The 19,972-nt window shown below is 70.8% G+C and carries 21 protein-coding genes and 4 tRNA genes; 10 read left to right on the forward strand and 15 right to left on the reverse strand.

The window, feature by feature from the left end; genetic code table 11:
- Window positions 1-659: 659 nt before the first annotated feature.
- From ACBJ59_RS10240 to ACBJ59_RS10260, 5 genes are all read right to left on the reverse strand, one after another.
- Window positions 660-734 (reverse strand) — tRNA-Val (locus tag ACBJ59_RS10240).
- Window positions 735-740: 6 nt separating this feature from the next.
- A tRNA-Cys gene (locus tag ACBJ59_RS10245) sits at window positions 741-811 on the reverse strand.
- Window positions 812-826: 15 nt separating this feature from the next.
- Window positions 827-898 (reverse strand) — tRNA-Gly (locus ACBJ59_RS10250).
- Between the two features lie 82 nt (window positions 899-980).
- Window positions 981-1,715, reverse strand: coding sequence for an SDR family NAD(P)-dependent oxidoreductase (locus ACBJ59_RS10255; protein ID WP_375109909.1), 735 nt, complete (start codon window positions 1,713-1,715; stop codon window positions 981-983).
- Window positions 1,716-1,767: 52 nt separating this feature from the next.
- Window positions 1,768-2,967: a ferritin-like domain-containing protein gene (locus ACBJ59_RS10260; RefSeq protein WP_375109910.1), complete on the reverse strand. Its 1,200-nt coding sequence runs from the start codon at window positions 2,965-2,967 to the stop codon at window positions 1,768-1,770.
- Between the two features lie 113 nt (window positions 2,968-3,080).
- On the opposite strand from ACBJ59_RS10260, the gene ACBJ59_RS10265 reads away from it, so the two are divergent.
- From ACBJ59_RS10265 to hutH, 3 genes are all read left to right on the forward strand, one after another.
- Entirely contained in the window at window positions 3,081-3,632 is a 552-nt protein-coding gene (locus ACBJ59_RS10265) for a hemerythrin domain-containing protein (RefSeq protein WP_375109911.1), read from the forward strand.
- A 122-nt stretch (window positions 3,633-3,754) separates the two neighbouring features.
- A complete protein-coding gene (locus ACBJ59_RS10270) occupies window positions 3,755-4,462 on the forward strand; it encodes an ArsR/SmtB family transcription factor (protein ID WP_375109912.1) in 708 nt (235 codons plus the stop codon).
- Window positions 4,463-4,478: 16 nt separating this feature from the next.
- Window positions 4,479-6,029 (forward strand): histidine ammonia-lyase, encoded by a 1,551-nt coding sequence (gene hutH, locus ACBJ59_RS10275; RefSeq protein ID WP_375109913.1) that lies wholly within the window; start codon window positions 4,479-4,481, stop codon window positions 6,027-6,029.
- 1 nt (window position 6,030) lies between these two features.
- Here hutH and ACBJ59_RS10280 read toward each other — a convergent pair whose 3' ends face one another.
- Complete coding sequence (locus ACBJ59_RS10280) at window positions 6,031-7,194, reverse strand: Rid family hydrolase (RefSeq protein WP_375109914.1); 1,164 nt, start codon at window positions 7,192-7,194, stop codon at window positions 6,031-6,033.
- Window positions 7,195-7,252: 58 nt separating this feature from the next.
- Here ACBJ59_RS10280 and ACBJ59_RS10285 point away from each other — a divergent pair, with 58 nt between their 5' ends.
- The 5 genes from ACBJ59_RS10285 (at window position 7,253) to ACBJ59_RS10305 (ending at window position 11,400) form a co-directional block, all read left to right on the forward strand.
- On the forward strand, window positions 7,253-8,170 hold the full coding sequence (locus ACBJ59_RS10285; RefSeq protein WP_375109915.1) for a LysR family transcriptional regulator: 918 nt from the start codon (window positions 7,253-7,255) through the stop codon (window positions 8,168-8,170).
- Window positions 8,137-9,147, forward strand: coding sequence for a chorismate-binding protein (locus ACBJ59_RS10290; protein WP_375109916.1), 1,011 nt, complete (start codon window positions 8,137-8,139; stop codon window positions 9,145-9,147). Before ACBJ59_RS10285 ends, ACBJ59_RS10290 begins: the two co-directional genes overlap by 34 nt.
- A complete protein-coding gene (locus ACBJ59_RS10295) occupies window positions 9,148-9,978 on the forward strand; it encodes an aminotransferase class IV (RefSeq protein WP_375109917.1) in 831 nt (276 codons plus the stop codon).
- Window positions 9,979-10,145: 167 nt separating this feature from the next.
- Window positions 10,146-10,538 carry a hypothetical protein gene (locus ACBJ59_RS10300; RefSeq protein ID WP_375109918.1) on the forward strand — a complete coding sequence of 131 codons (393 nt, stop codon included), beginning with the start codon at window positions 10,146-10,148 and terminating at the stop codon, window positions 10,536-10,538.
- Between the two features lie 391 nt (window positions 10,539-10,929).
- Window positions 10,930-11,400: a hypothetical protein gene (locus tag ACBJ59_RS10305; protein WP_375109919.1), complete on the forward strand. Its 471-nt coding sequence runs from the start codon at window positions 10,930-10,932 to the stop codon at window positions 11,398-11,400.
- Between the two features lie 6 nt (window positions 11,401-11,406).
- Here the strand turns inward: ACBJ59_RS10305 and ACBJ59_RS10310 are convergent, their stop codons facing one another.
- Window positions 11,407-12,795, reverse strand: coding sequence for an LVIVD repeat-containing protein (locus tag ACBJ59_RS10310; protein ID WP_375109920.1), 1,389 nt, complete (start codon window positions 12,793-12,795; stop codon window positions 11,407-11,409).
- Window positions 12,796-12,939: 144 nt separating this feature from the next.
- Here ACBJ59_RS10310 and ACBJ59_RS10315 point away from each other — a divergent pair, with 144 nt between their 5' ends.
- On the forward strand, window positions 12,940-13,497 hold the full coding sequence (locus ACBJ59_RS10315; protein ID WP_375109921.1) for a DUF305 domain-containing protein: 558 nt from the start codon (window positions 12,940-12,942) through the stop codon (window positions 13,495-13,497).
- Between the two features lie 163 nt (window positions 13,498-13,660).
- Here ACBJ59_RS10315 and ACBJ59_RS10320 read toward each other — a convergent pair whose 3' ends face one another.
- Window positions 13,661-14,077, reverse strand: a complete 417-nt coding sequence (locus ACBJ59_RS10320) for an SsgA family sporulation/cell division regulator (protein ID WP_020547189.1) — start codon at window positions 14,075-14,077, stop codon at window positions 13,661-13,663.
- Window positions 14,078-14,537: 460 nt separating this feature from the next.
- Between ACBJ59_RS10320 and ACBJ59_RS10325 the strand changes: the two genes are divergently transcribed.
- Window positions 14,538-14,612 (forward strand) — tRNA-Val (locus ACBJ59_RS10325).
- A 47-nt stretch (window positions 14,613-14,659) separates the two neighbouring features.
- On the opposite strand, the gene ACBJ59_RS10330 is transcribed toward ACBJ59_RS10325, so the two are convergent.
- The 7 genes from ACBJ59_RS10330 to ACBJ59_RS10360 form a co-directional block, all read right to left on the reverse strand.
- Window positions 14,660-15,949 carry a tyrosine-type recombinase/integrase gene (locus ACBJ59_RS10330; RefSeq protein ID WP_375109922.1) on the reverse strand — a complete coding sequence of 430 codons (1,290 nt, stop codon included), beginning with the start codon at window positions 15,947-15,949 and terminating at the stop codon, window positions 14,660-14,662.
- 9 nt (window positions 15,950-15,958) lie between these two features.
- Complete coding sequence (locus ACBJ59_RS10335; RefSeq protein ID WP_375109923.1) at window positions 15,959-16,825, reverse strand: hypothetical protein; 867 nt, start codon at window positions 16,823-16,825, stop codon at window positions 15,959-15,961.
- Window positions 16,822-17,304: a hypothetical protein gene (locus ACBJ59_RS10340; RefSeq protein WP_375109924.1), complete on the reverse strand. Its 483-nt coding sequence runs from the start codon at window positions 17,302-17,304 to the stop codon at window positions 16,822-16,824. Before ACBJ59_RS10340 ends, ACBJ59_RS10335 begins: the two co-directional genes overlap by 4 nt.
- Window positions 17,305-17,573: 269 nt before the next feature.
- Entirely contained in the window at window positions 17,574-18,359 is a 786-nt protein-coding gene (locus ACBJ59_RS10345) for an SAM-dependent methyltransferase (protein WP_375109925.1), read from the reverse strand.
- Complete coding sequence (locus ACBJ59_RS10350; protein WP_375109926.1) at window positions 18,356-19,192, reverse strand: helix-turn-helix domain-containing protein; 837 nt, start codon at window positions 19,190-19,192, stop codon at window positions 18,356-18,358. Before ACBJ59_RS10350 ends, ACBJ59_RS10345 begins: the two co-directional genes overlap by 4 nt.
- A 314-nt stretch (window positions 19,193-19,506) precedes the next feature.
- Complete coding sequence (locus tag ACBJ59_RS10355) at window positions 19,507-19,719, reverse strand: hypothetical protein (protein ID WP_375109927.1); 213 nt, start codon at window positions 19,717-19,719, stop codon at window positions 19,507-19,509.
- A complete protein-coding gene (locus tag ACBJ59_RS10360) occupies window positions 19,716-19,937 on the reverse strand; it encodes a hypothetical protein (RefSeq protein WP_375109928.1) in 222 nt (73 codons plus the stop codon). The genes ACBJ59_RS10355 and ACBJ59_RS10360 overlap by 4 nt, the downstream gene beginning before the upstream one ends.
- Between the last annotated feature and the right edge of the window lie 35 nt (window positions 19,938-19,972).

Below are 19,972 nucleotides of genomic sequence, written 5' to 3' on the forward strand. Positions count from 1 at the left end.
GGACGCGCCGAACCCGGACCACCTGAACGCGAGGTAGGCCAGGCCGGTCAGCCCGACGGAGAAGGCCGCGAGCGCGCCGGCCGTCGCCACCGCCGGCCCCTGGCCCAGCCCGGGGAACACCAGCGCGGCCGCGATCGCCCGCCCCAGCAGGAACCCGCCGACGGGCGGGAGCGCGCACAGGGCGGAGATGCCCAGCGCGGAGGTCAAAGCAGCGAGCAGAAACGTCCGGGTCGTCTTCGCCACACCCCGTCCTCTGCCCCCCACGGGCCGTCCCGCACGGCGGTCACCGTGAAGTGACCACCAGGTGACCGCCCGCCAGCACCCACCGCCGACCCAGCACCCCACCGACCCCGGCACTACCGCCCGCCCGGCACCGCACCGCCCATCAAGGCACCCCCACCGCCCGCCCGGCACCGCATCGCCGATCCGGCCCCGCACCGCCGATCCGGGCACCGCACCGCCCTGCCGGACGCGGCGCCTGCCTGGACACCGGGGCGGGGCACAGCGTTGGCGAGGCGATCGGCGGCGGCGGCAGCCGTTACGGCGTCACTGAGCGCGCGACCGTCCTGAAGTCGCGCCCGTCCCTGAAGGCCCGCGCAAACAGAAAAAGGCCGGGCCCGCGATCTCGCGAACCCGACCTCTCACCTACCGCCGGAACCTGGTGGACGATACTGGGATTGAACCAGTGACCTCTTCCGTGTCAGGGAAGCGCTCTCCCGCTGAGCTAATCGTCCTTGCAGAGGTGGCGACGGGATTTGAACCCGTGTGGACGGCTTTGCAGGCCGCTGCCTCGCCTCTCGGCCACGCCACCGAGCCGGAAGCTCCGAGCGGAAGACGGGATTCGAACCCGCGACCCTCACCTTGGCAAGGTGATGCTCTACCACTGAGCCACTTCCGCATCCGCCCCGGCGACTGCCGGGCGACGAGAGAACTCTAGCGAATCCTGGCCGAGTCCCCAAACTGGATTGCGCCCGCCCGGGTCACGTGTGGCCACCGTTGACGGTGATGCGCTGGCCGGTGACGAACGCTCCGCCGTCCGAGGCCAGGTACGACACCGCCGCCGCCACGTCCTCCGGCGTGCCCATCCGTCCCAGCGGCACCTCCGCGAGATATTCGCTCTCGTCCAGCCCCGCGTGCCGTTCCACCGGGATCCAGCCGGGCGCGACCACGTTCACCGTGACCCCGTACGGCCCCAGCTCCCTCGCCCACACCTCGGAAATCGCGTGCTGGGCCCCCTTGGCGGCGATGTAGGCGGACATGCCGGGCAGGTTGCGGTCCACGATGTCGGAGCCGATCTGCACGACCCGCCCGCCGCCCCGCTTCTTCATGCCGGGCAGCACCGCCTGCACGAGCAGCGTCGGGCTCTTGACGAAGAACGTGAGCTGGTCGAGGTGCGCCTGCCAGGTGAGGTCCTCGAACGGGACGGACGGCTGCGGCCCGGTCGCGTTGAGCACCAGGACGTCCACCGGCCCGAGCCGCTCTGCGACGGCGGCGGCCAGGCCCGTCACGGCGGCCTCGTCCGTGACGTCGGCCGCGAACGCCTCGGCGGTGCCTCCGGCGGCGCGGATGCCGCTCACCACCCGCTCGGCCCCGGCCCGGTCGGAGTGGTAGTTGACGGCCACGGCCAGGCCGTCGGCGGCCAGCCTGCGGGCGATCACGGCCCCGAGGCCGCGCGAGGCCCCGGTGACGAGGGCGACTGATGGCGAAGGGGTCATGGGGCCCGACTCTAGCGACCGTGCCCCGCCGCGCAGAGGTCCACTCCCGGGTCTAACGGCTGAGTTGCAGGCCCGCCGGGTGCGGCCCCTCCGTCTCAAGCCGGTACTCCCGCCCCGAGATCGCCCGGTTGTCGTCGATGACCTGCTCCGACGGCGGCTTCTCCCCGCCCATGACCGCCTCCTGCATCCGGGTGAAGCGCTCGTGCGCCTCGCGCACGTACCCCGTGCCCAGCGTCGTGCAGTCGATCTGGGTGGCGAGCAGCTCGCGGATGTAGCCCTTGTTCGGCTCGAACGTCACCGGCGGCGGCAGCGCGGGGGCGAGCACCTGGTCCGGATCGCGCCCGTCGAACCGCTTGAACAGCTCGGCGGCCAGCCGCAGGTGCTCCAGCTCCATGTTGAGGTGCAGCTCCCAGATGTTCTTCACCTTGGGATCCGACTCGGTCTCCATGAACGAGTAGTAGAGGTAGCACTCGTTGTACTCGTGGTTGAGCAGCTGCTCCCACAGGCTCTCGCCCGGGTCGACGAGGGACTCGTAGTGGGTGACGTGCTCCTCCTCGATGAGGCCGATCTCCTGGTAGAGCCGGCGCGCGATGGGCTCCATGTGCATGGGCCCGACGTTCATGTAGAAGTTCATGGTCTGCTGCTCGGCCGACATGATCGTCAGGGCGTGCAGCCGGGACAGCGGCTCGGTGACGCTGCGGTCGTACGGCTGGCGCACGTTGTCCATCGGGTCGCGGTGGTGCAGGTAGGTCGGGCGGCCCGGCATGACCTCGGTGAGCTGGTCGACGATCTTCTCCGCCTTGCGGCGCTCGATCATCTCGTACAGGTTGGCGTAGCGGTAGAGGTGGTCGAAGTCCTCCAGCACGCCGAACTGGTAGGCCTGCGTCAGGTACGAGTCCGGCTCCATCCGCGCCACCCACGCGGTCAGGTCCACCGCCACCTGCTCGTAGGCGATCGTCGTCTCCAGCACCGACGACACCCCCGGCAGCAGCCAGTTGACCACCTTCTGCTGCTGGGCCTCGATGTAGCGGACCCGGGCCAGCTGCTGCTTGATCTCCAGGTCCGGACAGTGCCGGGCGAGCTGGTGGCTGAACAGGATCGCCTCCACCTCGATCCCGTTCATCGTGATGATCCGGCACCGCGTGTACGGATCGGCATGATCGGGATCGATCGGCGTGACGTTCAGCTCGCGCCAGTTCCGCAGCTGCTCGTCCAGCGGGATACCCCGCTCCTGGAGTGGGTCGAAGGCCATGTCGCTGCGCGTACCCGCGGCCGGGCCGGGCAACCTCCGCGTTCGGTCCTCGAACGGCCCGCGTTCGGTAAGGGGGCGCGTGCCGGCCGACGGGCCGGGGTACGGGCGCTGACGTGGCTGAACAAGATGTCATCGAGCTCCTGATGGCCCAGCACGGGCAGATCAGGGACCTGTTCGACGAGGTGGAGCAGGCGCCTCCGGACAAGGTCGGCGAGGCGTTCGCGCGGCTGACGCGCATGCTGTCGGTGCACGAGACCGCCGAGGAGGAGATCGTCCACCCGTACGCGCGCAGGAAGCTCGACAACGGCCAGGGCGTGGTGGCCGACCGGCTGACCGAGGAGAACAAGGCCAAGCGCCTGCTCCTCGACCTGCACCAGCGGGGCGTGGACCACCCGGGGTTCTGGGACGGCCTGGCCGAGCTGCGCGCCGCCGTGAGCGCGCACGCGCGCAGCGAGGAGCGGTACGAGTTCGCCAGGCTGCGCGCGCACACCTCCACCGTGGAGCGGCGGGCCATGGCGGCGGCGGTGCGGGCGGCCGAGTCGCTCGCCCCGACGCGCCCGCATCCCGGCACGGAGTCCATGACCAAGAACGTGCTCATAGGCACGCCCGTCGCGGTGATGGACCGGGCGCGCGACCTGATCCGCAAGGCCCTGGGCAAGCGCTGACATCAGCAGGCGCCCGTCGGGCAGGGGCGGCGACGTGCCCGGGCCGGTCCGTCAGGCCCCGGGCGGCCCGCCTGGGGACCCTTCGACGCGCGGCGAAATGTCGGGGTATTAGCGTCGGAGACATGGAGTACATCGCTCGTGACGCCGACATCGCGCCCGTCGCCGCCCTGATCGCGGACCCCACGCGGGCGGCGATCCTGACCGCCCTGCTCGGCGGGCGGGCGCTGGCGGCCGGGGAGCTGGCCAGGATGGCCGGCGTGAGCCCGGCCACGGCGAGCTCCCACCTGTCCAGGCTGCTCGACGGCCGGCTCGTGGACGTCGTACGCCAGGGCCGCCACCGCTACTACCGCCTGGCCGGGCACGAGGTGGCCGAGGTGCTGGAGGTGCTGGCCGGGATCAGCGCCCGGCCGCCGGTGCGCTCGCTGCGCCAGTCCCGGCAGGCCCGGCAGCTGGAGGAGGCCCGCACCTGCTACGACCACCTCGCCGGGAAGGCCGGGGTGGGGCTGCTGGACCGGCTCAGGGAGGGTGGCTACTACACCGGGCACGACCTGACCGAGGCGGGGGAGCGGCTGCTGTCGGGGCTGGGCGTGGACGTGCCGGGCGCGCGCGGCTCGAGGCGCCGGTTCGCGCCCGAGTGCCTGGACTGGACCGAGCGCCGCGCGCACCTGGGCGGGGCGCTGGGGGCGGCGATCACGGAGGTGCTGTTCGAGCGGGGCTGGTACCGGCGGGGGAACGTGCCCAGGGCGGTCGTCCTCACCGACGAGGGCAGGGAGGGGCTGGCGAAGCTGTTCTCCGGTAAGGAGCTAACATCGGTTACGCCGGTTACCTAAGTGAGAGAGACGCAACATGCGCGACAACGGAGTCGTGAACGTCGGTCCGGAGCCGCTGACCTTCGACGACGTCATCAGGGTGGCCCGCCACGGAGCCCCCGTCCAGCTCACCGACGACGCCATCGCCGCCGTCTCGGCGGCCCGCCAGCGGGTGGACGAGCTGGCCGAGAGCCCGACGCCCGCGTACGGGATCTCGACCGGGTTCGGGGCCCTGGCCACCCGCCACATCGACCCGGCGCTGCGGGCGCAGCTGCAGCGCTCGCTGGTGCGCTCGCACGCGGCCGGCAGCGGGCCCGAGGTGGAGACCGAGGTGGTGCGCGCGCTCATGCTGCTGCGCCTGCACACCCTCGCCACCGGCCACACCGGCATCAGGCCGACCACGGCCAAGACCCTGGCCGCGCTGATCAGCGCGGGCATCACGCCGATAGTGCACGAGTACGGCAGCCTCGGCTGCTCCGGCGACCTGGCCCCGCTGGCGCACGTGGCGCTCACGCTGATGGGCGAGGGCGTCGTACGCGACGCGTCCGGGAATTTCCAGTCGGCCGCCGAGGCGCTCAAGCAGGCCAGGATCGACCCCGTCGAGCTGGCCGCCAAGGAGGGCCTGGCGCTGATCAACGGCACGGACGGCATGCTCGGCATGCTCATCCTGGCCATCGACGACCTCACCAGGCTCGTCAGGACCGCCGACGTGAGCGCCTCGATGAGCGTGGAGGCGCTGCTGGGCACCGACCGGGTGTTCGCCCCCGAGCTGCAGGCGCTGCGGCCGCACCCGGGCCAGGCGCTCTCCGCCGCGAACATGGTCTCGATCCTGCGCGGTTCGGGCATCATGGCCAGCCACCGCGACCCGGCCGCCTGCACCCGGGTCCAGGACGCCTACTCCCTGCGCTGCGCTCCCCAGGTCGCCGGGGCCGCCCGCGACACGATCGCGCACGCCGCCACCGTGGCCGGGTGGGAGCTGGCCAGCGCCGTCGACAACCCGGCCGTGCTGGCCGACGGCCGGGTCGAGTCCAACGGCAACTTCCACGGCGCGCCCGTCGCGTACGTCCTGGACTTCCTCGCCGTCGTGGCCGCCGACCTGGCCTCGATGTCCGAGCGCCGTACCGACCGCTTCCTCGACGTGGCCCGCAATCACGGGCTGCCCGCGTTCCTGGCCCACGACCCCGGCGTGGACTCCGGGCACATGATCGCCCAGTACACGCAGGCGGCGATCGTCTCGGAGCTCAAGCGGCTGGCCGTGCCCGCCAGCGTGGACTCCATCCCCAGCTCGGCCATGCAGGAGGACCACGTGTCCATGGGCTGGTCGGCCGCGCGCAAGCTGCGCAGGTCGGTGGACGGGCTCACCAGGGTGCTGGCCGTCGAGGTGCTCACGGCCGCCCGGGCGCTCGACCTGCGGGCCCCGCTGGAGCCGGCGCCCGCGACGGCGGCCGTGGTCAGGGCGCTGCGCGAGACCGTGCCCGCGCCGGGCCCCGACCGGTTCCTGGCGCCGGAGATCGACTCCGCGGTGCGCCTGGTGGCCGAGGGCGGCGTGGTGTCGGCGGTGGAGTCGGTGACCGGCCCGCTCGCCTGAGTCAGGCGCGGGCGGGGAGCGCCACGATCAGGTCCACCTCCAGCAGCAGCCCCGGCATGAACAGCTTCGACACCTCCACGGTCGTGCTGGCCGGGGCGGTGCCGGTGATGTACTTGCGGCGCACCCGCCCGTACGCGACCCGGTCCGCCATGTCCGTCAGGTAGGTCCTGATGAACGCGATGTCCTCGAACGTCGCCCCCTGGTCGGCCAGGATGCGGGAGATGACCTGGAAGACGTGCTCGGCCTGGGCCTCCATGGAGCCCTCGCCGACCACGTTCCCCTGCTCGTCGAAGGCGGCCTGGCCGGAGACGTAGAGCATGTCGCCGACGCGGACGGCGTGCGAGTAGAAGCCGTTCGTGGCCGGGATGGTGGCGAGGTTGAGCGGCACGGCCCGCCGCGCGACAGGCCCCGCCACGTGCTCGGCGATGGCCGTCAGGTCGCGCTCGCCAAGCCCGGCCGCCCGCGCCTGCCCCAGCCTGGCCCGCGCCGCCGCGGCCATCGAGGCCCCCTCCCACGCGCCCAGCTCCAGGTCCTTGGCCGCGTGCGCCAGCGAGTACCGGGTCTCGGCCGACGGCACCCGCAGCCGCTCGGCCAGCGTGCCCAGCGGGGTGCCCGACAGCACGTCGATCAGCGCGCCGCGGTCCACGCCGTGCGCCTCCCCGTACGCGAACGTCTCCGCCAGCAGCACCTGGGCGGGCACGAGCGCGCTCATGACGGCGAGCTTCATGGCCGCGCCGGACCCCAGCGGCCCCAGCTCGCGCACCTGCCCGAACACCGACAGCACCGCGCGGCACCCCGACACGTCCCCGCCGGCCAGCACGGTCAGCGTCCCTTCGGCGGCGGGCCCCACGCTGCCCAGCACGGGCGCGTCCACCAGCCCCACCGACTCCGGCAGCAGCCCGCGCAGCTCGCGCACCGCCTCCGGGCCGATCGTGGACATCTCCACCACCGTCGCCCCCGGCCGCAGCCCCGGCAGCGCCGCCGCCAGCACCTCCCGCACGGCAGCCGGATCGCTGAGCATCGTGATGACCAGCTCGGTGCCCGCCACCGCCTCGGCCGGCGGAACCCCGGTCCCGCGCCGCCACGTCGTCACCTGGTGCCCGGCCGCCATCAGCCGCCGGGCCATCGGGACGCCCATGCGTCCCTGTCCGAGAAAAGTAATCACGGGCCCCAGTGAACCCGGACGCGAGACATTCCACCACCGACTAGATTGCATGCCAGCCATGCCTGACACGAATGCCTTTGACACCGCCACGCTCCGGCTCTTCGACGAGGTCGCCAGGAGCGGCTCGTTCACCGCCGCCGCCGAGCTGCTCGGCTACACGCAGTCGGCGGTCTCCCGCCGCGTCGCCGCGCTGGAGCGCGCCTCCGGAGGGCCGCTGTTCGAGCGCCTGGCCCGCGGCGTACGCCTGACGCCCGCCGGAGCGGCGCTGCACCGCCACGCCGTCGCCGTGCTCGACCGGCTCGACCGCGCGGGCGAGGAGCTGGCCGCCATCCACGGCGGGCGCGGCGGCACGCTGCGGATCGGGGCGTTCGCCACGGCCAACGTCGATCTGGTGCCCGGCACGCTCAAGCGGTTCGCGCACCGGCATCCGGGCGTCGAGCTGCGGCTGACCGAGGGGCTCACGCCCCGGCTGCTGGACCGGCTGGGGGCGGGCGCGCTCGACGTGGCCGTGATCAGCGACTACCCGGCCGGGCTGCCCGCCGACGGGGCGCGTACGGTGCTCCTGCGCGAGGACCGGCTGCTGGTCGCGCTGCCCGCCGGGCACCGCCTGTCCGCCGAGCCGGACGTGGACCTGCGCGACCTGGCCGGCGAGACCTGGATCGAGGCCGCCCCGCGCGGCCAGCCGACGCTGCTGGTCACGGCGTGCGCGGCGGCCGGGTTCACGCCGCGCGGCGGGCTGCGGGTGGCGGAGTGGTCGGGCAAGTTCGGATTCGTCGCCGCCGGGCTCGGGGTGACGCTGGTGCCGGAGCTGGCGGCGCGGGCCGTACCGGCGGATCTGGTGCTCCGGCCGCTGCGCGGGATGGCCCCCGCGCGCAAGGTGTACGCGGCCCTTCCCGAGGCGCCACTGACCGCTGCGTTGGAGCTTGTCCAGATGCTGGGAGAATGGGAGGTGTGTACGACGGTTTCGCCTACTTAGGTCACCACCTCGCCACCGGCCTGCGTGACGTGACCTCCGACCTCGCCGCGCTCGACGGCGAGGGCTGGTGGGCCGTCGTCGTCGACTACGAGGGCAAGGTGACGTGCGCCCGGTTCGACCGGGTGCGCCGCTCGCCCCTGCCCGCGCCCGCCGCCCCCTGGCACGGGCCCCACCCCGGCCAGTGGCGCAGCTCGCTCGACCGGGCCGCCTACGAGCGCGGCGTGCGCGCCATCCGCGACTACATCGAGCAGGGCGAGGTCTACCAGGCCAACCTCTGCCGGATCCTGACCGCCCCCGTGCCCCACGACGCCGAGCCGCTGGCGCTGGCGGCCCGGCTGGCCGAGGGCAACCCGGCGCCCTACTCCGCGCTGATCCAGGTCCCGGGGCTGAGCGTGGTGTCGGCCTCGCCGGAGCTCTACCTGTCGCGCGACGGCGACGTCGTGGAGTCCCGGCCCATCAAGGGCACCGGCGCGACCGCCGACGACCTCCTCGACAAGGACTACGCCGAGAACGTCATGATCGTCGACCTCGTCCGCAACGACCTCGGCCGGGTGGCGGCGGTCGGCTCGGTCGAGGTGCCGTCGCTGTGCGCGATCGAGGAGCACCCCGGGCTCGTCCACCTCGTCTCCACCGTCCGCGCCAGGCTCGCCCCGGGGGCGGGCTGGCCGGAGCTCTTCGCGGCCACTTTCCCGCCCGGATCTGTCACGGGCGCGCCCAAGTCGTCCGCCCTGCGCATCATCAATGAGCTCGAAACCGCACCTCGGGGCCCGTACTGTGGGGCCGTGGGCTGGGTCGACGCCGACCGGCGAAGGGCGGCGCTGGCCGTAGGCATCAGGACATTCTGGATCTCGGCAGGCGAGATCCGGTTCGGCACGGGAGCGGGCATCACCTGGGGCAGCGACCCCGGGCGCGAATGGCTCGAGACCGAGCTCAAAGCAGCCAGGCTGATAGCGCTGGCATCCACAGGAGGAATCTGAATGAACATCCCTGTCTGGGTCAACGGGGAGCTGATCGACCCCGCGCAGGCCACGGTCTCCGTGTTCGACCACGGAGTGATGGTCGGCGACGGCGTCTTCGAGACCATCAAGATCGTGAACGGGAAGTCGTTCGCGCTCACCCGGCACCTCGACCGGCTCACGCTCTCCGCCCAGCGCATGGACCTGCCCGAACCCGACGTGGAGGCCATCGCCGACGGCATCGCCAAGCTCCTGGACGCCGCGCCCGCCTGGCCGCTGGGCCGCATCCGGGTCACCTACACCAGCGGCCCCGGCCCGCTCGGCTCCGACCGCGGCGACCAGGGCACCACCTCGATCGTCATCGTGGACGAGCAGAAGCCGTTCCCGGCCGCCGCCAACGTGACCGTCGTCCCGTGGCCGCGCAACGAGCGCGGCGCCCTGGCGGGCGTCAAGAGCACCTCGTACGGCGACAACGCCAAGGCCCTGCTGCACGCCAAGAAGCGCGGCGGCGGCGAGGCCATCTTCGGCAACCTCGCCGGCAACCTGTGCGAGGGCACCGGCTCCAACGTCTTCATCGTCCGCGACGGCCGCCTGCTCACCCCGACCCTCGCCTCCGGCTGCCTGGCCGGCGTCACCCGGGCCCTGGTGCTCGAATGGTGCGGCGGCGAGGAGACCGACGTCCCGCTCCAGGCGCTGTACGACGCCGAGGAGGCGTTCCTCACCTCCACCACCCGCGACATCCAGCCGATCAAGCTGGTGGACGACACCGAGCTCCCGGTCGCCCCCGGCCCGATCACCACGAAGGCCATGCGGATCTTCGCCGAGCGCTCCGCCACGGACCTCAACCCGTGACCTAATCGCGGTTCCGCCCGTTCCGCCCGTTCCGCCCGTTCCGCCCGTTCCGCTTGATCGCAGGCCGCCCGTCCCGTCCTCCGCCGAAGGTCCGCGCGGTCGGGCGTGGCGGCGGGCGGAACCCCGGGGCCGGTCCCGGGCCTCACACCCGAACCCGCGAGGCGAACGTGGCAGTGCCGCCGCCGTTCTGGCGCGACACGTTCGCCGCCGCGGCGTACCGGATCCTGCACGGCGAGCCCGACCTGGGCGACTTACCCGAGCCGCTGCGCGGGATCGTGGCGCGGTGCCTGGCCAAGGAGCCCGAGCGGCGGCCCAGCGCCCGCTCGGTGCTGCTGGAGCTGCTCGGCGAGCCCCCGGACGCGCCGCCCACCGCCCAGGTGGCCTCGGGCGCTGCTGGTCGCCGCCCTCCAGCCCCCGGGATCGACTCCGACAGCGCCACCGCCCGTATTGCGGCCTCCGGCGGCGCGCCGAGCCCCGCCACCGGCTCCGAGCCGCCGGTGATCCGCCCGGACCCGACGGGCAGGAGATCACGATCGCGATGGAGAGCGCGATCACGGTGAAGCCCATGGGCGGACCTCACCTTCCAGGGCGGCCCGACGGAGAGCTCCTTCGTCGCGACGGCCCGCGGCCGAGCGCGCTCCCAGCCGGACAGGGGCTACGGCCCGGGCGACTGCGACTTCATGTCGGGCATCGGGGTCATCCTCGATCTCGTCGCCGGCACCACGGGCGTGAGCCGGGCCGGGCGCCGCCACGCCGGCGGACCGGTCGACTGGCGGGAGGGCCGAACCCCCGCACCCCCGCCAGGCGTGTCCTATATTCGTCCTACATTTTCCCGGTTCCACTCCCGGCCTCGCGGAAAGCGGCGTTACGCTTCCCAGCAGAATCGCCCGAACCCGAAGTGAGTTCGATATGAGTGGGGATGGCGGCGCACCGGTGCCGCCGATTTCGAGAATGGGCGCGATCGTCACCGTGGAGCGCGTGCTCGCACGCACTCCGGCTCTCGTCGTCCTGCTGCCGATGATCCAGGCGTACGACGTCGGTTGCCTGCTGAACCTCGACGTCGTGGCCCGCAACGACGCCGCGCCGCGCGGCCTGGCACTGCAGCTCGACGCGGCCTTCTCCGGCGAGGAGAGCACGTCGCTGCACGTCGCCCTGCGCTATCCGAACGGTCTCGAAGTCGCCTCCGGCGACGACCGTGACTGCGCGCCGCCCTGCCTTTCCTGGTTTCCCGGGGGCGTGCGCGGCGATGCGAGACTCACGCTTTATCAGATGCCACTGTGGCTGTTTCCGCTGCCGCCCGCCGCGGATCTCCTGCTCACCGTGGAATGGCCGTGGGCACGCATCGCGCCCACGGCCATCACGCTCGACGGCGCCGCCATCACGGGGGCGGCGGCGCGGTCGGCCGCACACTGGCCCGTATAGGGCCGGTCAGTAGGACTTCTGGGTCTGGACGTTGAAGTCGTCCATCTTGACCTGCTTGGCCGGGTCGGTCAGCGGGTCGTCGATCTCCAGGACGTCCAGGCCCTCGGTCATGTCGCTGGAATAGATGTAGCCGTTGTAGTAGTAGGCCGACCAGGTGCCCGCGATGCCGGCGCCCTCTTGCGGGCCGCGCTCGAAGAAGCCGATCTCCTTCGGGTTCGCCGAGTCGGTGAAGTCCCAGATCGACACCCCGCCCTGGTACCAGGACTGCACCATGATGTCCTTGCCCGGCACCGGGATCAGGGAGCCGTTGTGGGCCACGCAGTTCTCGTTCGGCTGCTGCTCCCTCGGGATCTTGAAGTAGCCGCGCCTCTCCAGCTTGCCGTCCACCAGCTCGTAGACGGCGTTCGCGCCCTTCGTGACCGGTGTGTTGCGGTCGCAGGTGGCCTGGCCGCCGCCGCCCAGCTCGTCGCCGAACACGACCTTCGTCCCGTCGTTGTTGAACGTCGCCGAGTGCCAGATCTGGAAGTTCTCGAGGTCCGTGAGCTGCTGGAGCACCTTCGGCCGGATCGGGTCGCTGATGTCGAGCAGCACGCCGTCGCCGAAGCAGGCGGCCGCGGCCAGCTTCTTCTCCGGGTAGGCAGTGATGTCGTGGCAGCCGGAGGCGAGCTCGGAGTGCTGGCGCTCGGGGAAGATATCCGGCTTCGCCACGATTTTTGCGGACTGAGGTGACTTCGTCGGGATTTCTACGATCTGGATGAGTTCGTGCGGTGCTGGGCAGGTCGCCGAGTCGGGCTCCGGGCCGGGCGAGGAGACGTACACGTAGAGCGTGTCCCCGTCGGGGACCATCGTGTGCGTGTGGGAGCCGCATTCGGTCTTGACGGCGCCGACGTACTGAGGGCTCTTCTTGTCGCTGACGTCGAAGATCCGCAGGCCCTCCCACTCGCGGCCGCCCTCGCCGGAGTCGCACTCCTCGCCGGCCTGCGGCTCGTCGATCGAGAGGACCAGCAGGTCCCCGTAGATCGTCACGTCGTTCTGTTGCGCCGGGCAGGACACCTGGCTGACCAGCTCGGGCTTCGTCGGGTCGCTGATGTCATAGATCGTGAAACCGCCGAAGTTCCCGACATAGGCGTAGTCGCCCTGGAAGGCCAGGTCGGTGTTGAAGGCGCCCTCCCCGTTGAACGGGGCCGTCCTCGGCATGTTGGCGACCTGCTTGACGTTGTCGCTCATCATCACGTCGCCCGAGGGTGGCGCGGCGCGCGTGCCGGCTGGAGCGCTGGTCTCCTGCGGAGAGGTGGCGGGCGGCTGCTCCCCGGTGGCCGGCGACTCCGCGGCACACGCGGAAGCCAGCAGCAGCACCGTACACAACAACGCTCCGCGCAACTTGGCAGAGATCAACGCGCATTCCCCTTTGTCTCGTAGCTCACTATGGAAGTTATGTCAGCAGGTTCGCGGCCGCGTACGGTCTTCATCACAGTTATGGCGACATTTGCTCTTACAGCCTGCTCTCAGCAGTCCACCGAGCCCTCAGGGCCGTCCCCCGTGGGCACGGGGGCGCCGGTCATCGTGCCGGGCAGCCCGGGCGCGGCAGCCCGTACGGCGACGCCGGGGGAGCGGGTCGGCCGGCCGGCCGCCGCGACGGTGGCCTCGGACGTACGCTTCGCGGAGGGGATGATCCCGCATCACCGGCAGGCCCTGGAGATGACCTCCCTGGTGGAGGCGCGTACGACCACGGAGACCATCCGCGCGTTCGCCCGCCAGATCGCCGCCGCCCAGACACCGGAGATCAAGGCCATGAGCGCCTGGCTGACCGAGCTGGGCCGCCCGATCCCGGCCGAGCACGCCCACGAGCAGGCGACCGGCTACGGGATGGCCACCCAGGAGGAGCTGAATGCCCTGCGCGGCGCCAGGGGAGGCGCCTTCGACCGCCTGTTCCTCCAGCTCATGATCAGGCACCACGAGGGGGCGGTGAAGATGGCGGGGGAGGAGCTGGCCGGCGGCCGGGACCAGCGCATGCGGATGATGGCCAAGGACGTCTATTCCGGCCAGAGCATCGAGATCGCCCGGATGCGCCAGGCCCTGGAGAAGCTCCCGGCGTAGGGCGTAGGCCGTAGGGCTTAGGGCGTAGGCCGGCGGGCAGGGGCAGGGGCCGGCACCCCCTGGAACGCCGCCGGGGAAGGCCCCGGCGACGGAACCTCCCCCTGCATGATCGCGTCCGGCCTCTTCTGGAGACTGCCGGACGGCTCGTGCGACTGCGCCGCTGCTAGGACGGCCAGAGCATGTTGGTCAACTCGGCGTCCAGATCCATGAAGTCTGTCTCCCGCCCCGCCGGCACCTTCTCGTAGGTCCGGTGGAGGAACTCGGTGAGCGGGGCCAGCGGTACTTCGAAGAGTGCTTGTCCGAACGGCGACGTGAGGCTGATGTGCAGCGTGCGTTCGCCGTCGGCGCGTGCGGGCCACACCTGCACGTCGCCGTCGCCGACACGCCTCACGATGCCTACTGTCAGCAGTTCGCGAGCAAAGATCCACTCGACCGGCTCGTCGTTCCCTACGTGGAAGGCCATGCGGATGGCGTACGGATCGTCGGCTGTGTAACTCAGTCCGGCGAGCAGGGGGACGGTAGTACGGTCGGGGACCACAAGCCGAAGGCCAAGCTCGGCGGAGACGGTGGTGCTGTTCATCGTCAGCCAAACCTTTTCGTCGTAGGTCCCCTCTTCGGGGCTTTCACTGCTCTGACGGACTTCGTCCTGAGCTATGACGCGGAACGAAGAAACCTGTAGGAAAGATTCCGCTTCCAGGGCCTTCTGTAACGCACATCACAGCTGGACATTTAGGCATCTACCAGGCTAAACGGCATCAATCGGGTCGTATTTACAAGGGTTTTGCGTGCTGTGGAGCCTGCCCCGGACGGGCCGTCCATGAACGTTTCTCGTCAAAAGATCGTGGCCGATACCTTCCGGGACACGACGATGGTATGCCACGGGCGTGCCGTGCCGATGGGCAACCGCCGCGTTTCACCCGAATCCCTCTGGCGGGCCCTCCCGGCGCCCCCATGATCGCCCCCAGGCCTATTCGCTTCGCCAGCACCCCCCGGAGTGCGGTATGGTTTTCCCCGTCGGCACCGCGAGGAGCCGGCAGGGCGGGCGATTAGCTCAGCGGGAGAGCGCTTCGTTCACACCGAAGAGGTCACTGGTTCGATCCCAGTATCGCCCACCAGCGGAAACACCCCCGGAGAGAGATCAAACTCCGGGGGTTTCGCGCTTTCACGGGACGGCGTGCGTTGTACGTGCGTGATCGTCGCGAGTGGCCCACGCGCGACGCACCGCGTCATGCGCCCCCGGCATCAGATGGGCGTAACGCTGCGTAGTGCGTGGATCTTCGTGGCCGAGCAACATCTGTACTTCGTAAAGGGACACGCCCGCTTGCACCAACCAGCTGGCCGCGGTGTGTCGCATCACATGCGGCGACCACCGAGGGATCATGTGCGCCCGCACATCGCACCACTCCGGCCGGCAGCCCGGCGGCTCATCCGCCCACGGCGAGTCCTGAGACGCACGGTGCCCGCAGATGCGCGCCCGCTCCACCCCGGCATACCAGACCCGGTCCCGGAAGTTGCCGTCGTCGATCGGGCCGCCCTCCGGCGCCGGGAACATCAAGGCCGGGCATGGGCCGCGCCCCTCCCGGACGGTGCCGTCCTGCAAAATCGTGCGGCAGGTGCAGTCGGCCGCCCACGCCGCCTCCGACACCAGCGGCGCCAACCGCTCCATGATCGGCGGCGGCACCGGCACCACCCGATGCGACATCTTCGACTTGGGGTATGGCCGCAGCCCGTGCCGGGTCATCACGTGCACGACCGCGACCTGCTGCCGCAGCACGTCCACCTGATCGGCATGCAACCCGAAAATCTCGCCCTGCCGCAGGCCGACATCCATGCCGAGCTCGACCAGCAGCCGAGACCGCGGCCCCGACCGGCGCTCCACCGCCGCGTACAGCGCAGCAGCCTGGCGACGCTCATAAAACTTGACCTCGCCGCGTTCGATCTTCGGCAGGGGCAGCCGCTCGAACGGGTTGTAGCTCACCACCGGCGGATTCTGCTCCATCGCCATCTTGTACAGGGCGGTCATCACGAACGCGATGTCGTGGATCGTCCGCGGCGCCAGCAGCGGCGCGGGCCCGACCCGGTTGCGGCTGACGTTGGCGCGGCGCTTCGACCGCAGCCCCTTCGCCCACGCCACCGCCTCATCCCGCTTGACGGCGTTGAGCGGCCAGTCGCCCCACGCCGGCTCGCAGTGCGTCCGCCACAGCGAGCCCTGCTTGTCCAGGGTGGGCAGTTCGCCGCCGCCGAGCTCCAAGCATTTGGCGTACCAGTCGCGGATGAGGATTTCGCCCGCCTTCGGGTCGCGCAGTTCGCCGCGGTCGTACTTCGCCTCAAGGTCTTTCGCCCACGCCTGGACGACCGATTTGAGCCGGTTCGACTGGGTGACCCGAGTCCCGTCCGGCTTGTACACGGTGGCCTGCCACTTCCCGGACGGAAGCTTCCGGTAGTACGCCATGGGGTCTCCTTAGCCGAGGAGGCAGACGTCGATGCCGGGCAGGTCGCCGACGTCCACCTGGACGCCGATTCCGCCGCACCCGGCCGCCGAGGGCTCCGGTTCGGGTTCGGGGCGCGGCTGCGGGTCGGGGGTTGGCGGATCAGGCACGTCGGGCAGATCCACTGTAGGCGGATCCGGCTCTTCGGCGGCGCCTGCCGGACGTGATTCCCGCTCCGAGGGTTCCCGGTGGCGGGTCTCCTCGACGTCCACCTGCTTCGTGCTCGCTTCGGCGGCAGCTTCCGCTTCGGTGGGGCGCGGCCTGCTGCGGGACGGTGACGGTTCCGGGGTTGGCCGTCGAGGTTGGGCGGTGGCCTGCGGCGGGTGTTCGGGCGGGCCGGCGTCGGCCGGCTCGGCGCGGTCGTCGCGCGGCGGCGTCCCGCCGCGGTCGGCGTCGCGGGTGCGGGTCGGGGTCGGCGGCGTGGCCGTGGACGGCAGGGGATCCTGGGCGATGATGTTCGTCCGAACCGCTGTGATCGCCGCCCGCGGGGGCGGCTCGGCGGGCCGGCCGATCCCGGAGGTGGTGAGGGTTGCCATGCCGACGGCGGCCGCTGTGGTGGCGCTGGCGACTGCGGCCGCGGCCTTCTGGTGTTCCCGCATGGCGCGGGCGCCCGCGTCCATCATCAGGGCGAGCAGCGGCACCGGTAAGAGGGCGCGTTCGCCGCGGCGGAACAGTTCCAGGGCGGTGTTGATCGCTTCGGAACGTTCCCGGCCGTGCAGCCGCTCGTCGACTTCGACGACGACTTTGCCGTTGTCTTGGCGGCGGGCGACGGCTGGGGCGATGGCGTTCGACACTTCGCGGATCTCGTACTCGGGTACGCCGCGGCGGTGCCGGCTCACCGGTCATCTCCACGCCCGTAGTGCTGGACGATCCGCCGGTAGGTGCGGTCGGGGTCGTCGAATCCGTCGGGTGGCGCGACGACGACCACGTCTTGCCCGTTGACGGTGACGGGCACCCCGTGCATGCTGCCGGTGCGGACGGTCATGGCGTGCCGGACTTCGGGCGGGGGTCCGAGCTCGCTGAGCATCGTCTCGTAGGCGCGGATGGTGTGGGCCATGCTGCGGACGAACCGGTTGGCCGCCTTGAGTTCGTCGGCCATGATGCGGAAGCGGCGGCGGCAGAACTCGGGGTCCCGGATTTCGGCGTCGGTGAAGTCGTGGAGTTCGTTGGCCTCGTCGCCGAGGAGAGCGTCGGCGGCTGCGTCGTATCGATCCGTGCGGGTGGTGCTGGCTGGGTTTTGGTCAACTCCGTCGTTGATCGTTGTCACCCCCTGGTTTGGCTGCGCCTGGGCCCGCGCAGTGCAGATGTTGCGAGCCATGCTCGCATTGGACCCCTCGCCCCCACAGACACAATTCGCTCACTTGGTGCATACGGCAAGACGCTTACTGTGATGTTTCGGAATCGTGACATGTAGCCTGTCGACGCAAACGTTCGCTCGAACGCGCGCGTGCAGGCGCAGTCTGACGTGCAGTGTCTCGCCGGTGGCATGCCGGGGCGGGCCGGATGGTTCGCCAATCGCGTGGCCGCCCCCACAGCGCCGCGCACGGTCCGCAACACCTTTAACGGTCCCACCCCGGCCGCGACCCGTCACGGCGATCGGAGGATTCCGACGCCGGCGAACGCCTCCGGCGACTCCTCCGGGTACGGGTCACCGTCGCGAGGCCGCCACTCGTGCAGCGGCACCAGGCCCGGCTCCACGAGGGCGAAACCGTCCAGCAGCGCCTCGATCTGCTCGCGGCTGCGGGCCTTCACCGGGTTCGTGGTCCGCTTGTACAGCGCCTCCCCGGCCCGGATCTGGGCGGGCGTCAGGTTTTCGGTGCACGCGTGCGACAGAGCCAGATAGGAGCCGGGCGCGAGGGCGGCGCGCAGCTCGGCCGGCGCCGGCGCCAGGTGTTCGTCCCCGACGAAATGCCAGACGGCCACGGTCAGCACGCCCACCGGCCTGCTGAAGTCGATCATGTCGCGCACCCCCGGGTTGTTCAGGAAACTGGCCGGGGCGCGCAAATCCCCCTCGACGGTGATCACGCCGTCCTCGTCGCGCAGCGCTTGGCCCTTGGCGATCGCGACCGGGTCGTTGTCCACGTACACCACGCGGGCGCCCGGGCGTACCTCGTGCACGATCTGGTGGACGTTCGGCGTGGTGGGGATACCGGCGCCGACGTCAAGGATCTGGTCGAAGCCCTGCTCGGCCAGGTACCGGGCGGCCCGCAACGCGAACCCTCTGGTCGCGCGCGCGCTGTTCCGCGCGTTCGGGAGCGCTGTCACGAACGCTTCACCGGCCTGCCGGTCGCACTCGTAGTTGTCCGTCCCGCCGAGCAGGTAGTCGTAGATGCGTGAGGCTGATGGCATCGAAGCGTCGAACGTCTTGGTCACCGATGTTCTCCTAGTTTGCGGCGGATGCGGGCGAGAATGTGCGGGGTGTCGGCTCGGCCGCGGGCGACACCGATGAACTGGTCCCAGAGCAGGCCGTAACGTTCCACGGCGACCAGGTCGGTGATGTCGTTGGTGTAGTGGCGGATCGCGAGGATCTGCGGTTTCCCCGGCGCCCGGAAAATCGTGAACGGCGCGCTGCAGGGCACGAGCGGCGAATCGCCCGGCAGGATCTGCACGGTGATGTCGCGGGCTCCGGTGGCGGCGATGAGCGCGTCGAGCTGCCGCAGGTGCATGGCGACGTCGCCGGCGATCGGCCGCCACAGGACGGGTTCGTCGATGACGGCCCACAGGCGCGCGATCCGTGCTTGCTGCCGGCGCAGCACGTTCTTCACCGCGGTCTCGGTCGCGTCCGACAGGGGGGCCGGGTGGTGGCGGGCCAGCTGGGCGGCGCGCGCGTACTCCTCGGCTTGCAGCAGGTCGGGCAGTTGGAGCGGGTCGTAGGTGCGGATCAGGTCGGCGGCCTGTTCGTGCGCCCACAGCACGGTGTGTTCGAGGGGCACGTCCTGGTCGTCCCACCAGGCGGGGGAGCGTTCGCCGACGGCTACGGAGATGAGCACTTCGCGTTGGGCGGGGTCGGTGACGCCGTACAGGGTGAGCAGGGCGGTCAGGGTAGGGCGTCGAAGGTGTGTAACGCCGTGCTCTAGTCGGCTGATCGCGGGAACCGATTTGCCGATGGCGCGGGCGACGGCGTCTTGGGTGAGGTTGGCGGTGAGGCGCATCTGCTGCAGCCGGGCGCCGACCATCCGCCGGATCTGGATGTCGCCGCTGCCCACGCCGCCCCCCTGGAAGTGCCGTTTCGCGCGGTACCCCCCCGGCTTCCAGCGCTTGGCGAGAGTAAGCGCGGGCGTCAACCTTTGTCCAGCGTCGATCACACTCTGTAAGATCACAGAATTTCCATTTTGGGCTTGTGGAGGGCCCTAAATTTCCACACCGCCTGTGACCTGCACGTTCACAAGCGTGAATCGATGCGAAAAGTATCCGCGTTGTAGCCGTGAGGTTAGCTCGTTAGCGTTAACGGAGGTTACAGCGGGTTATCTGATGGGTGCCCGTCTTGACTTCGGCGCGACCATGTGTCGCGGCTCCAGGTTCACCGGCCGCCTGGTGGCCGCCGATAGTGGTCGAAGACGATCAGCAGGGCGTAGAGGGTGCCGCAGCCCCACGCCGACACCGCCAGGATCGGCATGTACGGGTCGTGGTCGCGGATCCGCCACATCAGGAACCCGCACAGCGTCGGCAGGATGAACAGCATCCACTTCGTCACCCGGTCGAACCGGGATCCTGGCCCACTGTCCACCGTCACGTCCCTCCGTCGCGGTCGCCTTCATCGTCGGACGATCGGTGGTGGTAGACGTACATCAGGATGATCGCGAATGCGGCGGCGAACATCCACGACATGTAGGCGAATTCGACCGGGTACTGGGGCTGCTTGGCCCAGACGACGCAACCGTTGATGGCAGGCAGGATGAACAGCGACCAGAGCCCCGCCCACTCCAGTTTCGACGTAGGTCGATAACCCATGCAGGTCCTCCCGTTTGTGATGGTGAAGGAGGAGA

Source organism: Nonomuraea sp. MTCD27, assembly GCF_041950495.1.
Taxonomy (GTDB): domain Bacteria; phylum Actinomycetota; class Actinomycetes; order Streptosporangiales; family Streptosporangiaceae; genus Nonomuraea.

Bases quoted from the DNA above. Each gene is read 5' to 3' on its own strand.
- ACBJ59_RS10255 (WP_375109909.1), bottom strand. From the start codon at position 1,715: ATGACCCCTTCGCCATCAGTCGCCCTCGTCACCGGGGCCTCGCGCGGC.
- ACBJ59_RS10260 (WP_375109910.1), bottom strand. From the start codon at position 2,967: ATGGCCTTCGACCCACTCCAGGAGCGGGGTATCCCGCTGGACGAGCAG.
- ACBJ59_RS10270 (WP_375109912.1), top strand. From the start codon at position 3,755: ATGGAGTACATCGCTCGTGACGCCGACATCGCGCCCGTCGCCGCCCTG.
- hutH (WP_375109913.1), top strand. From the start codon at position 4,479: ATGCGCGACAACGGAGTCGTGAACGTCGGTCCGGAGCCGCTGACCTTC.
- ACBJ59_RS10285 (WP_375109915.1), top strand. From the start codon at position 7,253: ATGCCTGACACGAATGCCTTTGACACCGCCACGCTCCGGCTCTTCGAC.
- ACBJ59_RS10290 (WP_375109916.1), top strand. From the start codon at position 8,137: ATGGGAGGTGTGTACGACGGTTTCGCCTACTTAGGTCACCACCTCGCC.
- ACBJ59_RS10295 (WP_375109917.1), top strand. From the start codon at position 9,148: ATGAACATCCCTGTCTGGGTCAACGGGGAGCTGATCGACCCCGCGCAG.
- ACBJ59_RS10305 (WP_375109919.1), top strand. From the start codon at position 10,930: ATGGGCGCGATCGTCACCGTGGAGCGCGTGCTCGCACGCACTCCGGCT.
- ACBJ59_RS10320 (WP_020547189.1), bottom strand. From the start codon at position 14,077: ATGAACAGCACCACCGTCTCCGCCGAGCTTGGCCTTCGGCTTGTGGTC.
- ACBJ59_RS10330 (WP_375109922.1), bottom strand. From the start codon at position 15,949: ATGGCGTACTACCGGAAGCTTCCGTCCGGGAAGTGGCAGGCCACCGTG.
- ACBJ59_RS10340 (WP_375109924.1), bottom strand. From the start codon at position 17,304: ATGGCTCGCAACATCTGCACTGCGCGGGCCCAGGCGCAGCCAAACCAG.
- ACBJ59_RS10360 (WP_375109928.1), bottom strand. From the start codon at position 19,937: ATGGGTTATCGACCTACGTCGAAACTGGAGTGGGCGGGGCTCTGGTCG.